This is a genomic window from Betaproteobacteria bacterium (assembly GCA_016720925.1).
GTDB lineage: Bacteria > Pseudomonadota > Gammaproteobacteria > Burkholderiales > Usitatibacteraceae > UKL13-2.
The window spans coordinates 100,774-115,853 of the sequence record JADKJR010000005.1 but is presented as its reverse complement, the minus strand read 5'-3'; the positions used below and the strand labels follow the sequence as shown (position 1 = coordinate 115,853).

The window sequence follows — 15,080 nt, the reverse complement described above, 5'->3', positions numbered from 1 at the left end:
GCCCGATCGTCATTCGTCGCAATGTGCGTGTCGTTCGGGGCGTGCGGCTTGACGCCGGATAGTCCCTCGCCCAATATGGGGCCGTCTTTGGAGGAAATCATGCAGGACTATCTGATCTGGACCATTCTCGGCTTCGTTCTCGTCATCGTCGAATTGATGACAGGCACGTTTTACTTGCTTGTTTTAGGTGTCGGTGCGCTGTTCGCGGCACTGGCCGCGTGGATGGGCGCGGCCTTTATCGTTCAGGTTGCGGTCGCGGGCGTGGTCGCGAGCATCGGTACGTGGCTGGTGCAGAAATGGCATGCCACGCAGCGCAAGGATGGCGATCAGTCCAATGCAATCGACGTGGGCCAAATGGTGACCGTGGCGAACTGGATCAATCAGCCGGAGGGTATGTTGCGGGTGAAGTATCGCGGCGCGGAGTGGGATGCGCGCATCAAGCCGGGTGACTTGATCGCCGCCAGCATGGCCGAAGGCGGCATGCTCTATATCCTGGCGCAGGATGGGCAGACCTGGGTGGTTGGCGCCACCAAACCTGCCGTCTGACGCGAGTGTCGGCACACACAAATTGATGATGGTGATCAGCCAGCCATGAAATCCTACAGTGTTATCGCATTCGTTATCGCGGTGATCGTCGCCGCGATCGCGCAAAACTATTTTGCCGGTATTGTTGCGTTCATCATCGTATCTATATTCGCCAGCAAGATGCCCAATGAATTCCAGAAGATCATCGATGAAATAAAGAAAGCGATCGAGCAGGCCAAGCAAGGACAACAAAAAAGCAAGTCTGCCCAACAGCCCCAAGCCGCGCATGCCTCAACGGCGCAACCCGTGCCCGAAAGCAAACACCATATGCCCCAGATGCTCAAGAACAAAACCGACTCGTCGGGTCGCATGCATACCGACAATGTTTCCATGAAATCCACCCTTCCCGCTTTGATCGCAACAGTAATAGAACAACCCCGCAAGGAGATTCCCATGTTTGTAAAAATGATCGTCGCTGTCGTCCTCGCCGCTGCCGCGGGATTCATGACGCAGAGTCCGGGTGCCGCCATCGGCGTATTCCTGGCTGCGTTCTTTATCGCGCTCATCATCGAGGGCGTGCGCATCGTGCCGCAGCAAAACGCATGGGTGGTTGAACGCCTCGGCAAATTCCATCTTGCGCTGCAGCCGGGCTTCAACCTGATCGTGCCGTTCATCGATCGCGTGGCCTACCGCCATTCGTTGAAGGAAGTGCCGCTCGATGTGCAGGAGCAAGTGTGCATCACCAAGGACAACACCCAACTCGCGGTCGACGGCATTATCTACTTCCAGGTGGTGGATCCCCGCCTCGCCAGCTACGGTACGTCCGACTATGAACTCGCGATCTCGCAACTCGCGCAAACGGCGCTGCGTTCCGAAGTCGGCAAGATGGAACTCGACAAAACGTTCGAATCGCGCGACGAGATCAACCACAAAGTCGTCAGCGTACTCGACGAAGCCGGCCGGACCTGGGGCATCAAGGTGTTGCGCTATGAAATAAAAAGCCTGACACCGCCGGAATCGATCCTGCGCTCGATGCAAGCGCAGATCACCGCTGAACGGGAAAAGCGCGCCCTGATCGCGAAGTCGGAAGGTGTGCGGCAGGAAGAAATCAACATTGCCGACGGTCAGCGTCAGGCGTCGATCCTGGCTTCGGAAGGTCAAAAGCAGGCGGCCATCAACAAGGCGCAGGGTGAGGCGTTAGCACTCACCACGGTGGCCGAGGCGACCGCATCAGCCGTGCGCCAAGTGGCGGCGGCGCTGAGTGCGGAAGGCGGCATGCAGGCCGCCAACCTGAAGGTGGCGGAGAAATATATCGAGCAGTTCGGCAATCTCGCCAAGGCGGGCAACACGCTGATCCTGCCGGCGAATCTCGCCGATGCGGGCGGGTTCGTGGCGGCGGCGATGACTGTACTCGATAAGGCCAAGTTGGGGCAGTTGCCTAAGTAAAGTCAAGAATTGGCGCGGCTTTTCGGGCATTTTAGGCTGGAAAGCCCCGCCAGATGGCGATCTGCGCGTTGAAATGCGACGAAGGCGATGTAGCCTCGATGAAGCACCGCGCAATCGAGGGATCTTTAACTGGGCGAGCAACTCGGAATGCGCCGCTCTTCCTCTGGGCTATTTTTGCGGGAGTCGATCATGCGTTGCCCAACCGATAAGACGCGCCTTCTGAAAAATGACAGCAACAAGCCGCTCTATCATTGCAGCGATTGCTCCGGCGTATTTGTTTCGCTCGCCGATACCAGTCTTGAGAATGGAGAATTTCCCGACGGCGCGTTGAGCCTCCTTAACTGTCCGAACGATGGTACCCAGCTGCGCATTCAGGAAGCCGAAGGAGTGGTTATGCATATTTGCGCCAAGTGCCGTTCGATATGGGTTGACGGAGAATCGCAAGAAAGGCTCTTCTCAAAATTGCCGGGCTGGTTTGGCAAGCCGCGAGCGACGGCGGGGACAATTGCCGGTGGGGTCGCAATCGACATAGTCCTCTCTATGCTCATAGGGTGATTTTGTAAATCGAGAGGCATCGCGATATCAGGGGGCAATTGAATCGGCGGGCGAATCTGGCATACGCAGTGCCCCTTGCAGGTTTCGACCGCCCCTGTTTGGAGGTAACTATGAGACTCGGAACATTCCTTATTGCATTTTGCGCCTTCTACCTCTCTTCGGCACAGGCGGGCGATCTTGAGGACGGCATTAAACTTCACGAGCGCAACGCCTATGCCAAAGCGGCTGCCGCGTTTGAGCGGGCCAGCGCGAAAGGCAATGTCGATGCGCAACGGCGACTAGGCTTCATGTACTACCACGGCGAAGGGGTCGCGCAGGACAACCCGCGAGCCATTTCCCTGTTCGAGAACGCTGCCCGAGGTGGGGACGCCGAGTCGGCGCATAACCTCGGCACGATGTACGAATATGGCATGAGCGTGGCGCAAGACGAGGGCCGCGCCGCCGAATGGTTTCGCCGGGCCGCGGACTTGGGCGAGCCTTACGCGCAATTCAGGCTGAGCGTGATGTATTACAAAGGCGAAGGTGTCGCGCGAGATCGCGTCGAGGCCGCCAAGTGGTGGACCGTCGCGATGAGCAATGGACAGGAGTGGGAGAGGCGGTTTCGTCCTCAAATCGAATCTGCGGAGGCCAAGCTCAGCGCCGAAGAAAACGCGGAAGGGAAGCGCAAGGCGATAGAGTGGCTGAAGGCCCGCGAGGCAAACAGGTAGGCACGCCTCGCCTGCAACACGCAGATCGCCATTCGGCGGGCATTGCCGACCGAAAAGAGCTGGAAGTGCCCGCCAGCGCTTGAGTTTATTCCAATAAAAAAAGTTTTGTTTTTGTTTTTTTTTGCGCTTTTCGGGGGGTTTTTTTTTTCTGGGGGGGGGCGGGGGGGGTCGTCCTTTTTTTTTTTTGTTTTTTTTTTTTTTTTTTTTTTTTTTTTTGTCGGGGGGTTTTTTTTTGGTCCGTTTTTTTTTCCCCCCGCCGGGGGGGGTTTTTTTTTGGGCGGGGGCCCCCCCCCCCCCGGGGGGAGAAACCGGGGGTTTTTTTTTTTTTTTTTGGGCGGCCGGTTTTCCCTTGGTTTGGTGGGGGATCCCAAGGGTTTTTTTTGCAAATTTTCCCCTTTGTTCCGGCAGGCCGCGGCAGGGGGGGGCCCCCCCCGGGGGGGGGGGGTTTGGGTTGGGGGCCTCTTCCCCCTATTCTGGGGGTGGTTTTTCCGGCGCGTGGCAGTGGTGGCAAAGCGACTGCGCGCCGCCAATTCTCGCTACACTCTCATGCGAGACCATGCGATGAGAGTCAAACATGCCAGATCGTCAATTCGGATTTGAAACCCTTGCCCTGCATGCGGGCCAAATTCCCGACGCCGCGACCGGTGCGCGCGCATTGCCGATTTATCAGACGACTTCGTTCGTTTTCGACAGCGCCGATCACGCCGCGTCGCTGTTCAACCTGCAGACATTCGGCAACGTTTACACGCGCCTTTCAAATCCAACTACGGCGGCATTTGAGGAACGTTGCGCGGCGCTTGAGGGCGGTCGTGCAGCGGTAGCAACGGCGAGCGGCCAGGCGGCAGAAATGGTCGCACTGTTCAATATTCTCGAAGCGGGCGATCACCTGGTTTCGTCGTCGAAGGTGTACGGCGGTACCTACACGATGTTCAACGTGAATTTCAAGAAGCTCGGCATTGACGCCACGCTGGTCGATCCCGACGATCCGGAAAATTTCCGCCGTGCATTGAAGCCGAACACCAAGGCGATTTTTTCCGAGACGCTGGGAAACCCTGCGATCAACATGGTCGATCTGGAGGCAGTGGGCAAGATTGCGCGCGAAGCGGGTGTTCCATTCATTGTCGATAACACTGCCGCGTCACCCTATCTTTGCCAGCCTTTGAAACATGGCGCGGACATCGTCGTGCACTCGGCCACCAAATTCATGGGTGGACACGGCACGACCATGGGCGGCGTGGTTGTGGAAGGCGGCAAGTTTCCGTGGGGCAACGGCAAGTTTGCCTCCATGACGGAGCCTTCTGCGGGTTATCACGGTGTGCGTTTCTTTGAGACGTTCGGTGATTTCGCCTTCACGATGAAGGCGCGCATGGAAGTGCTACGTGTGTTTGGTCCGACTTTGTCACCGTTCAATGCGTGGCAGCTTTTGCAGGGCATCGAGACATTGCCGGTACGCATGGATCGGCATTGCGCCAACGCTTTGGCGGTCGCGCATTTCCTGGAAGCCCATCCGCAGGTGGCGTGGGTCAATTATCCTGGGTTGAAATCGAATCGTTATTACGAATTGGTGAAACGCTACATGCCCAAAGGGGCAGGGGCGCTGCTGTCGTTCGGCATCAAAGGTGGTGCCGTTTCCAGCTATGAGGCGGGCGTGAAGTTTATTGAAGGATTGCAGTTCATTTCGCACTTGGCCAACATTGGTGACGCGAAGTCGCTGGTGATCCATCCCGCGTCAACGACGCATCGCCAATTGAGTGAAGAGGACCAGGTCAAGGCGGGTGTGCCGCCGGACATGGTGCGGCTATCGATCGGTCTGGAGACGATCGATGACATCATCTGGGACATCGAGCAGGCGCTGGCTGCCATCCATTGATCCGGAACAATGATGCCTTCATTCATCGCGCCGCATTTCCCGCCTTCTCCTTAGGGAGAGGCTGGGATAAGTGGAATGAGGGGGAGCCGGCGCCAGGAGTCTTCTGCCGGTTCGAGAACAGCTAGGCAGGGTAGATTGCACCGAGGACACATGCGTGAGCGGCACCCGTGGTCGCAGTCATGTCGATTGGCTGCCGCGCAATCGCACATTTGGCGAACCAGGCAAATGCCAACGCCTCCACCTGCTGCGCCGGCACGCCATAGGCATCGGTTCTTTCCACAACACCACAAGTAAATCGCCCGGCGATGTTGTTCACAAGTGCGTGATTGTTTGCGCCGCCACCGCAGACCAGGATGCGTTGAGCATTTGGCGAATGGCAGGCAATGTGGTCGACAATTGTTTGCGCGGTCAGTGCGAGTAGCGTCGCTTGCACGTCCTGTGGACGATCATCCGCGTCAAGTCGCGAAGATAACCATGCCATGTTGAAGAGATCGCGTCCGGTACTCTTCGGCGGCGCCGACTGAAAATATGCTTCGTTCAGCAGTCTCTGTAATAGTCCGGGTAGAACTTGACCTTGTGCCGCCCACGCGCCGTTCTCATCATGCGATTGGCCCTGCTGCCTGGCGATCCACGCATCCATCAGGCAATTTCCCGGGCCGCAATCAAATCCCCACGCAGGTTGTTTTGGCGCAAGAAACGTGAGATTGGCGATCCCGCCGATATTGACGACCACACGGGTTTCATCCGAATGCCGGAAAACGCCATCATGAAAAGCCGGCACTAGCGGCGCACCTTGGCCACCCGCGGCGATATCGCGCGAACGAAAGTCGGCAGCGACGTCGCAACCCGTGAGCTCGGCCAGCAATGCGGGATTGTTCAACTGAACGGTGAAGCGCAAATCGGGGCGATGGCGCACGGTCTGGCCGTGACAACCGATGCCAGCGATTTGCGCGGCATCGACGTTCGCGGCCTGTATTGCACTTTTCGCGGCACGCGAATATACATGGGCAAGCTGGTTTGCCGCGAGTTGGCTGCGCTCGATTTCATTGTATCCGGACGCATTCAACGCCAATAACTCAGCACGCAATTCCGCAGGATATGCTTCACTGCTGAACGCATGCACACGAGGATGCGCGCCAGAAAAGTCCGCCAAAACTGCATCCGCACCATCGAGCGAGGTGCCCGACATAATGCCGATGTAGAACGAACGACTATTCAAACTGGCCGAAGCGGGTGTCGCGCAGCAAGGCCAACTGTTCACCTTGTTGCGTGGCGGTTTGCTTGAAAGCGGTGAGGTATTTCTGGTCCAGTGGCTCAGCCTTTGGCAGGGCGACGCGTTGCGGATCCTGGTGGATGCCGGAAACTTTGAATTCGTAGTGCAAATGCGGACCCGTGGCCCACCCGGTTGCCCCAACGTAGCCGATCGTTTGCCCTTGGCTCACTCGAGTGCCGCGACGAATGCCCGAGCCAAATCCGGACAAATGGCCATACAAAGTCGTGATGCCACCGCTATGACGGACCTCGATGACATTACCGTACCCGCCCTTGACGCCGGCATACTCGACCGTGCCATCGGCGGTTGACCAGATCGGTGTGCCTCGTGGTGCGGCGAAATCGACGCCGGTATGCTGACGCCAATTTTTCAGGAGCGGATGAAAGCGACCACCGAAACCCGACGACACTCGAGAGAACGCGAGTGCGGAGCGCAGAAACGACTTTGCGCGATTCTGCCCGTCAGCTGAATAGTATCCATCGTTGCCTTCGCCGTCGGTGAACAGATACGCTTCGTATGTTTTGCCCGCGTTAGTAAACTCGGCGGAGAGTACCCGGCCCGGCCGCAGATACTCTCCCTCATGATAGAGCATTTCATAGACGACACTGAAGCGGTCGCCCTTACGCAAATCGATATGAAAATCGATGTCGGTCGACAGGATGCGCGCCATCTGGTTGGCGACCATGTCAGGAATGCCTGCCGTGTCCGTCGCGCCGTAAAGCGAAGAACGGATTGTGCCTGACTTGTAGACGCGCTGAATGGTCGGCGCGATGGTCATTTCCTTGGCAATAAATGTCTTGTCCTGCCGCGTCACCTGTAGAAATTGATCGTGGCTGTGCAGATAGGTAAATGCCTGAAGCGCGCCGTCGGCATCAGTGACGGCTTGCACGGTGCGACCGGGACGCAGCTGAAAAATGCTTCGTGCCGATTTGTCCGTGCGCAGGAAATTGAATGCGGCATTGTCATTGACATTCAGTCGCTGAAGCAGGACGGCGACGGTATCGCCGCGCTGTACACGGTCACTGGCGCGAAATTGCATGCGCTCACTTAATGCGAGCGCATCTTCTTCCGGTTTGGGCAGGGCGAGGTTTTCAGTAATGTCGTGCCGCTCGATACGATCGAGCTGACTGTCCGAGGAGACGCCGAATGCCGTCAATACACCGAATATCGGCAAAGCGAATAGCACGATGACAGCGGTGAGTCCGCGCTTGGCCTGAACGCCTTGAAGCATATGCCACAGGCCGAGACCATGCTTTTGAGCTAAGATTTTGAATTCTGCGAATGTCATGCTGTCCTGAGGATTTTGTCGTTCTCGTATCTGCAAGGCTTTGAAGAATAACAGAAAAGCCTTGACGGCGCCTCTCACACTTAGAAACCGAAAACATGAGCGAAATTACCGATGTCGATGGTGCGTTGGCCATCATCAAGCGCGGCGCCCACGAGCTGATTCTGGATGCTGACATGAGAAAGAAGCTGGAAAGCGGGCGCAAACTGCGCATCAAGCTTGGGCTGGACCCAACTGCCCCTGATCTTCATCTTGGGCATACGGTTGTCTTGAACAAATTACGCCAGTTTCAGGACCTGGGGCATACGGTGATCTTCCTGATTGGCGACTTTACCTCGATGATCGGTGACCCGAGTGGACGCAACACGACCCGACCACCGCTGAATCGCGAACAGATTGAAGCGAATGCCCAGACATATTTCGCGCAGGCCAGCATGGTATTGAACGCGGAACAAACCGAGATACGCTACAACTCGGAGTGGTGCGACCCGCTAGGCGCGCGCGGCATGATTCAGTTGGCCTCACGATGGACTGTCGCGCGCATGCTCGAACGAGACGATTTCACCATGCGTTTCAAGGGAAATATTCCGATTTCTGTGCATGAGTTCCTGTATCCGCTGATGCAGGGCTATGACTCGGTCGCGCTGAAAGCGGATGTTGAACTGGGCGGCACGGACCAGAAGTTCAATCTGCTCGTGGGTCGCGAGTTACAGAAACAATACGGACAGGAGCAACAGTGCATCCTCACCATGCCACTTTTGGAAGGGCTGGACGGTGTGGAGAAGATGTCGAAGTCCAAGAATAACTACGTAGGCATCACCGATACGCCCAGCGAGATGTTCGGCAAGCTCATGTCTATCACCGATGTGATGATGTGGAAGTACATAGAGCTGTTGTCGTTCCAGCCAATTGACATCATTGCTGGTTGGAGGGGCGAGGTTGAGGGTGGACGGAACCCACGCGATATCAAGGTTGGATTTGCACAGGAAATCGTCGCGCGATTCCATTCGCAAGCGGCTGCCGTTGCGGCTTTACAGGATTTCGAGTCGCGCCATCATGGGGGCATTCCGGACGAAATGCCGGAAGTCACAATCGACGTTTCAGAAGCTGGCTTGGGCATTGCCCAGCTAATGAAACAGGCCGGCCTGACGCCCAGCACTTCAGAAGCTCTGCGGATGATTGAACAGGGCGGCGTCAAGCTCGATGGTGAAAGGGTCAGTGACAGAGCGCTTACTATCGCAAAAGGTGCCACCGTAGTGGCACAGGTTGGTAAACGCCGGTTCGCTCGCGTCACGCTTCGATAGTATTTTTTTCGCACCGGGCATGAAGATATTTGGCAAAAAGACTTGACCACGTTTCCGGAAGGCCGCATAATGCGAATCCTCCACAAAACGCACAAGCTGCAATGTGCCGGTGGAATTGTTCTTTAAAAATTTGACAACCGATAAAGGTGGGCACGGGATGTGGAGGTGCCCTGGGTTGACGGGTGGTTGCCTGAAAGGGTGATTGCGGAAGGCTGGATTGATAATCTGGCTGGAGGTTGATTTAGGGTTTGAACTCAACATATCGAAGTGCTCACAAGAAGTAAATATTGATAGGTAAATGGAAACATATACCTGTTGATGACTTTGAGTGATTAGGCGTTTGGCCTCAGGGCTAAACGTTGAAACAAACAGGTATTAAACTGAAGAGTTTGATCCTGGCTCAGATTGAACGCTGGCGGAATGCTTTACACATGCAAGTCGAGCGGCAGCGCGGGGCAACCTGGCGGCGAGCGGCGAACGGGTGAGTAACATATCGGAACGTATCCATAAGTGGGGGACAACCTAGCGAAAGTTAGGCTAATACCGCATACGCAGGAGACTGGAAAGTGGGGGATCGCAAGACCTCACGCTTTAGGAGCGGCCGATATCAGATTAGCTAGATGGTGAGGTAAAGGCTTACCATGGCGACGATCTGTAGCTGGTCTGAGAGGATGATCAGCCACACTGGGACTGAGACACGGCCCAGACTCCTACGGGAGGCAGCAGTGGGGAATTTTGGACAATGGGGGCAACCCTGATCCAGCCATTCCGCGTGAGTGAAGAAGGCCTTCGGGTTGTAAAGCTCTTTTGTTCGGGACGAAACGGTTTCACCTAATACGTGAGACTACTGACGGTACCGGAAGAATAAGCACCGGCTAACTACGTGCCAGCAGCCGCGGTAATACGTAGGGTGCGAGCGTTAATCGGAATTACTGGGCGTAAAGCGTGCGCAGGCGGTTTTATAAGCCAGATGTGAAAGCCCCGGGCTCAACCTGGGAATGGCATTTGGGACTGTAAGGCTGGAGTATGGCAGAGGAGACTAGAATTCCTGGTGTAGCAGTGAAATGCGTAGATATCAGGAGGAATACCGATGGCGAAGGCAGGTCTCTGGGTCAATACTGACGCTCATGCACGAAAGCGTGGGGAGCAAACAGGATTAGATACCCTGGTAGTCCACGCCCTAAACGATGTCAACTGGTTGTTGGGGGATTTATTCTCTTAGTAACGAAGCTAACGCGTGAAGTTGACCGCCTGGGGAGTACGGTCGCAAGATTAAAACTCAAAGGAATTGACGGGGCCCGCACAAGCGGTGGATGATGTGGATTAATTCGATGCAACGCGAAAAACCTTACCTACGCTTGACATGTCCGAGATCCCGAAGAGATTTGGGAGTGCTCGAAAGAGAATCGGAACACAGGTGCTGCATGGCTGTCGTCAGCTCGTGTCGTGAGATGTTGGGTTAAGTCCCGCAACGAGCGCAACCCTTGTCATTAGTTGCTACATTTAGTTGGGCACTCTAATGAGACTGCCGGTGACAAACCGGAGGAAGGTGGGGATGACGTCAAGTCCTCATGGCCCTTATGCGTAGGGCTTCACACGTCATACAATGGTCGGTACAGAGGGTCGCCAACCCGCGAGGGGGAGCCAATCTCAGAAAGCCGATCGTAGTCCGGATCGTAGTCTGCAACTCGACTACGTGAAGTCGGAATCGCTAGTAATCGCGGATCAGCATGTCGCGGTGAATACGTTCCCGGGCCTTGTACACACCGCCCGTCACACCATGGGAGCGGGTTTTACCAGAAGTAGCTAGGCTAACCGCAAGGGGGCCGGTTACCACGGTAGGATTCGTGACTGGGGTGAAGTCGTAACAAGGTAGCCGTATCGGAAGGTGCGGCTGGATCACCTCCTTTCTAGAGTGAACTGAAGCGTTTGGTGTCCACCTTTATCGGTTGTTAATGAGTAGAAACCGGAAACAAGGTCTGCACGGTTGCGCGACGACGCTTTGGTTTTGTCATGACAAAAATCATCTGGCTCTGCCAGTGATTTTTAACTGACCAGCCCAAACAAAAGTAGGGTTTTACTTTTGTTTGAATGTATCGGGGGATTAGCTCAGCTGGGAGAGCACCTGCTTTGCAAGCAGGGGGTCGTCGGTTCGATCCCGTCATCCTCCACCAAGTTGGGTCTGTAGCTCAGTTGGTTAGAGCACCGTCTTGATAAGGCGGGGGTCGTTGGTTCGAGACCAACCAGACCCACCATCACCCTGCGGTGGGGCATCACAAGCACCTGCGGTGAGGCGGATTGAAAACCCCTGGAGTATTTAGCAGTGGATGTTCAACGGACAGATGTTGAATGTTTAGTGCTCAATGCTTATAGCGTTGAAGGTTTCTTGTTCTTTAAAAAAGTGGAGAAGTAAAGAAAACGCATTAGGCATGCATGAGTCGTAGTTGGGCTTGTGGATGAAAAATGCGGGGTTAGATTGTATCGACCGTCATCCTTTAAAGAAGTGAGTTCTCGAGGGGTGGGGGTAACAAGCGCGATTGTATGGCGTGGTTCTTCAGGTAATGTCAGGAGAGCTTAACGTTATAGAGTCAAGTGAATAAGTGCATGTGGTGGATGCCTTGGCGATTACAGGCGATGAAAGACGCGATAGCCTGCGAAAAGCTTCGGGGAGCTGGCAAATGAGCTTTGATCCGAAGATGTCTGAATGGGGAAACCCACCCGCAAGGGTACCTGGACCTGAATACATAGGGTCCAAGGAGCGAACGTGGTGAACTGAAACATCTAAGTAGCCATAGGAATAGAAATCAACCGAGATTCCCAGAGTAGTGGCGAGCGAAATGGGACCAGCCAGCAGTCTTTAACTTCTGATTTAGCGGAACGGTTTGGAAAAGCCGGCCATAGTGGGTGATAGCCCCGTACGTGAAGGATCAGGAGCAGAACTAGGATTGCAACAAGTAGGGCGGGACACGTGAAATCCTGTCTGAAGATGGGGGACCATCCTCCAAGGCTAAATACTCGTAATCGACCGATAGTGAACCAGTACCGTGAGGGAAAGGCGAAAAGAACCCCGGGAGGGGAGTGAAATAGATCCTGAAACCGCATGCATACAAACAGTCGGAGCCCTGCTTTATTAGTCTTTACCTCAGGGGTTCTTTGTCGTCCGAGCGCGTAGCGCGAGACACGACAAAAGATTTATGAGGGGAGTGAAATGTGTTCGAACGAAAGACAATTTCTTTGTTTGGATGCATAACTCGATCGAGTTAGTTGAGTGGTGACGGCATTGCGCGAAGCGCAATGTTGGCAGCCTGCTTGATTAGCCCGTCGAGGGCTAATCAAGCAGGGTGACGGCGTACCTTTTGTATAATGGGTCAGCGACTTACGTTTTGTAGCGAGCTTAACCGCATAGGGAAGGCGTAGCGAAAGCGAGTCTGATAAGGGCGACTAGTTGCAAAGCGTAGACCCGAAACCGGATGATCTATCCATGGCCAGGATGAAGGTGCCGTAACAGGTACTGGAGGTCCGAACCCACTAACGTTGAAAAGTTAGGGGATGAGCTGTGGATAGGGGTGAAAGGCTAAACAAATCCGGAAATAGCTGGTTCTCTCCGAAAACTATTTAGGTAGTGCCTCAAGTATCACCATCGGGGTAGAGCGCTGTTTTGGCTAGGGGGCCGTTTAGGTCTACCAAACCAAGGCAAACTCCGAATACCGATGAGTGCGAGCTTGGGAGACAGACGCCGGGTGCTAACGTCCGACGTCAAGAGGGAAACAACCCAGACCACCAGCTAAGGTCCCCAAACACAGTTAAGTGGAAAACGAAGTGGGAAGGCTAAAACAGTCAGGATGTTGGCTTAGAAGCAGCCATCATTTAAAGAAAGCGTAATAGCTCACTGATCGAGTCGTCCTGCGCGGAAGATGTAACGGGGCTAAACTGTGTACCGAAGCTGTGGATTTGTACATCCCACCTTAATTTATTGGCACAAGCTGTCGGCGGATCGCGAAGCGATTCACCTGACAAAGCGCGCAACACTGATCGAAATGGTGTTGAAAGCGAGACTAGTGAATTAAGGGGGATGTACAGATGGTAGGAGAGCGTTCCGTAGGTCTGTGAAGATGCATCGAGAGGTGTGTTGGAGATATCGGAAGTGCGAATGCTGACATGAGTAGCGATAAAGGGTGTGAAAAGCACCCTCGCCGAAAGCCCGAGGTTTCCTGCGCAACGTTCATCGGCGCAGGGTGAGTCGGCCCCTAAGGAGAGGGCGAAAGCCGTATCTGATGGGAAGCTGGTTAATATTCCAGCACCACTGTTCAATGCGATGTGGGGACGGAGAAGGTTATGCAAGCCGGGTGTTGGACGTCCCGGTTCAAGCGTGTAGTCGTGCTGCCTAGGCAAATCCGGGCGGCTTAGATGAGGCGTGATAACGAGTTCTCTTAGAGAGCGAAGTTGCAGATACCAAGCTTCCAGGAAAAGCCACTAAGCTTCAGTTGAACAGGACCGTACCGCAAACCGACACAGGTGGGCAGGATGAAAATTCTAAGGCGCTTGAGAGAACTCAGGAGAAGGAACTCGGCAAATTAACACCGTAACTTCGGAAGAAGGTGTGCCTCGATAAGGTGAAGTCCCTCGCGGATGGAGCCATAAGAGGTTGCAGAGAATCGGTGGCTGCGACTGTTTAACAAAAACACAGCACTCTGCTAAGACGATGAGTCGACGTATAGGGTGTGACGCCTGCCCGGTGCCGGAAGGTTAAATGATGGGGTGCAAGCTCTTGATTGAAGCCCCGGTAAACGGCGGCCGTAACTATAACGGTCCTAAGGTAGCGAAATTCCTTGTCGGGTAAGTTCCGACCCGCACGAATGGCGTAACGATGGCCACACTGTCTCCTCCTGAGACTCAGCGAAGTTGAAATGTTTGTGAAGATGCAATCTCCCCGCGGCTAGACGGAAAGACCCCATGCACCTTTACTGTAGCTTTACATTGGACTGTGACACGGTCTGTGTAGGATAGCTGGGAGCCTTTGAAGCAGTGCCGCTAGGTGCTGTGGAGGCGTCGTTGAAATACCAGCCTGATAGTGTTGCGGTTCTAACCTGGGTCCCTTATCGGGATCGGGGACCGTGTATGGCAGGCAGTTTGACTGGGGCGGTCTCCTCCCAAAGAGTAACGGAGGAGTGCGAAGGTATCCTAGGTACGGTCGGACATCGTACTGATAGTGCAATGGCATAAGGATGCTTGACTGCGAGACTGACAAGTCGAGCAGGTGCGAAAGCAGGTCATAGTGATCCGGTGGTTCTGAATGGAAGGGCCATCGCTCAACGGATAAAAGGTACGCTGGGGATAACAGGCTGATTCCTCCCAAGAGTTCATATCGACGGGGGAGTTTGGCACCTCGATGTCGGCTCATCACATCCTGGGGCTGTAGCCGGTCCCAAGGGTATGGCTGTTCGCCATTTAAAGTGGTACGTGAGCTGGGTTCAAAACGTCGTGAGACAGTTTGGTCCCTATCTGCCGTGGGCGTTGGAAATTTGACGGGGGCTGCTCCTAGTACGAGAGGACCGGAGTGGACGTACCGCTGGTGTACCTGTTGTCTCGCCAGAGGCATCGCAGGGTAGCTATGTACGGAAGAGATAACCGCTGAAAGCATCTAAGCGGGAAACTCGCCTGAAGATAAGATTTCCCGGGGGTTTAACCCCCTTGAAGGGTCGTTCGAGACCAGGACGTTGATAGGTCGGGTGTGGAAGCGTGGTAACACGTTAAGCTAACCGATACTAATTGCCCGTAAGGCTTGACTCTATAACCTTAAGTGATCGTCAAAGATCAACGCGTTATAGACAAGGCGCGCAACAATCTAATCAGTTCTTTACTTCTCCCACCCCATGCGGTTGGACGTTCACTCAGGCGCAATACGCGCCGAACGGACAACACACAGAATTCTTGGCGACCATAGCGCGTTGGACCCACCCCTTCCCATCCCGAACAGGACCGTGAAACGACGTTGCGCCGATGATAGTGCGGTCATACCCGTGCGAAAGTAGGTCATCGCCAAGACCCAATCCCCAAAAAGCCCATCACCCCTCAGGTGCTGGGCTTTTTGCTTTCTGACCAATTGACGCGTCTC

Annotated in this window: 8 protein-coding genes, 2 tRNA genes and 3 rRNA genes; 11 read left to right on the top strand and 2 right to left on the bottom strand. The window is 54.8% G+C overall.

Annotation, left to right across the window (positions count from 1 at the left end):
• The first annotated feature begins 99 nt into the window (after positions 1-99).
• The 5 genes from IPP88_08630 to IPP88_08610 all read left to right on the top strand — a co-directional run bounded on the left by IPP88_08630 (position 100) and on the right by IPP88_08610 (position 5,103).
• Complete coding sequence (locus tag IPP88_08630; GenBank protein ID MBL0122780.1) at positions 100-546, top strand: hypothetical protein; 447 nt, start codon at positions 100-102, stop codon at positions 544-546.
• 483 nt (positions 547-1,029) lie between these two features.
• The gene (locus IPP88_08625; GenBank protein MBL0122779.1) at positions 1,030-1,971 is read left to right on the top strand and encodes an SPFH/Band 7/PHB domain protein; all 942 of its coding nucleotides are present in this window, start codon (positions 1,030-1,032) and stop codon (positions 1,969-1,971) included.
• 147 nt (positions 1,972-2,118) lie between these two features.
• Positions 2,119-2,526 carry a zf-TFIIB domain-containing protein gene (locus IPP88_08620; protein MBL0122778.1) on the top strand — a complete coding sequence of 136 codons (408 nt, stop codon included), beginning with the start codon at positions 2,119-2,121 and terminating at the stop codon, positions 2,524-2,526.
• Between the two features lie 110 nt (positions 2,527-2,636).
• Positions 2,637-3,233: a sel1 repeat family protein gene (locus IPP88_08615; GenBank protein ID MBL0122777.1), complete on the top strand. Its 597-nt coding sequence runs from the start codon at positions 2,637-2,639 to the stop codon at positions 3,231-3,233.
• A gap of 574 nt (positions 3,234-3,807) precedes the next feature.
• Positions 3,808-5,103 carry an O-acetylhomoserine aminocarboxypropyltransferase/cysteine synthase gene (locus IPP88_08610; GenBank protein ID MBL0122776.1) on the top strand — a complete coding sequence of 432 codons (1,296 nt, stop codon included), beginning with the start codon at positions 3,808-3,810 and terminating at the stop codon, positions 5,101-5,103.
• A 121-nt stretch (positions 5,104-5,224) separates the two neighbouring features.
• Here the strand turns inward: IPP88_08610 and IPP88_08605 are convergent, their stop codons facing one another.
• Both IPP88_08605 and IPP88_08600 read right to left on the bottom strand, forming a co-directional pair.
• Entirely contained in the window at positions 5,225-6,292 is a 1,068-nt protein-coding gene (locus IPP88_08605) for an anhydro-N-acetylmuramic acid kinase (GenBank protein MBL0122775.1), read from the bottom strand.
• A 22-nt stretch (positions 6,293-6,314) separates the two neighbouring features.
• Positions 6,315-7,607: a M23 family metallopeptidase gene (locus tag IPP88_08600; protein ID MBL0122774.1), complete on the bottom strand. Its 1,293-nt coding sequence runs from the start codon at positions 7,605-7,607 to the stop codon at positions 6,315-6,317.
• A 152-nt stretch (positions 7,608-7,759) separates the two neighbouring features.
• Between IPP88_08600 and IPP88_08595 the strand changes: the two genes are divergently transcribed.
• The 6 genes from IPP88_08595 to rrf all read left to right on the top strand — a co-directional run bounded on the left by IPP88_08595 (position 7,760) and on the right by rrf (position 15,010).
• On the top strand, positions 7,760-8,965 hold the full coding sequence (locus IPP88_08595) for a tyrosine--tRNA ligase (protein MBL0122773.1): 1,206 nt from the start codon (positions 7,760-7,762) through the stop codon (positions 8,963-8,965).
• A 377-nt stretch (positions 8,966-9,342) separates the two neighbouring features.
• A 16S ribosomal RNA gene (locus IPP88_08590) occupies positions 9,343-10,875 on the top strand.
• Between the two features lie 188 nt (positions 10,876-11,063).
• Positions 11,064-11,139: transfer RNA gene (locus IPP88_08585), tRNA-Ala, on the top strand.
• Positions 11,140-11,143: 4 nt separating this feature from the next.
• Positions 11,144-11,220, top strand: a tRNA-Ile gene (locus IPP88_08580).
• Between the two features lie 331 nt (positions 11,221-11,551).
• A 23S ribosomal RNA gene (locus tag IPP88_08575) occupies positions 11,552-14,755 on the top strand.
• A gap of 140 nt (positions 14,756-14,895) precedes the next feature.
• Positions 14,896-15,010 (top strand): 5S ribosomal RNA (gene rrf / locus IPP88_08570).
• The 16S, 23S and 5S rRNA genes sit together here with 2 tRNA genes alongside, the layout of an rRNA operon.
• Positions 15,011-15,080 lie beyond the last annotated feature (70 nt).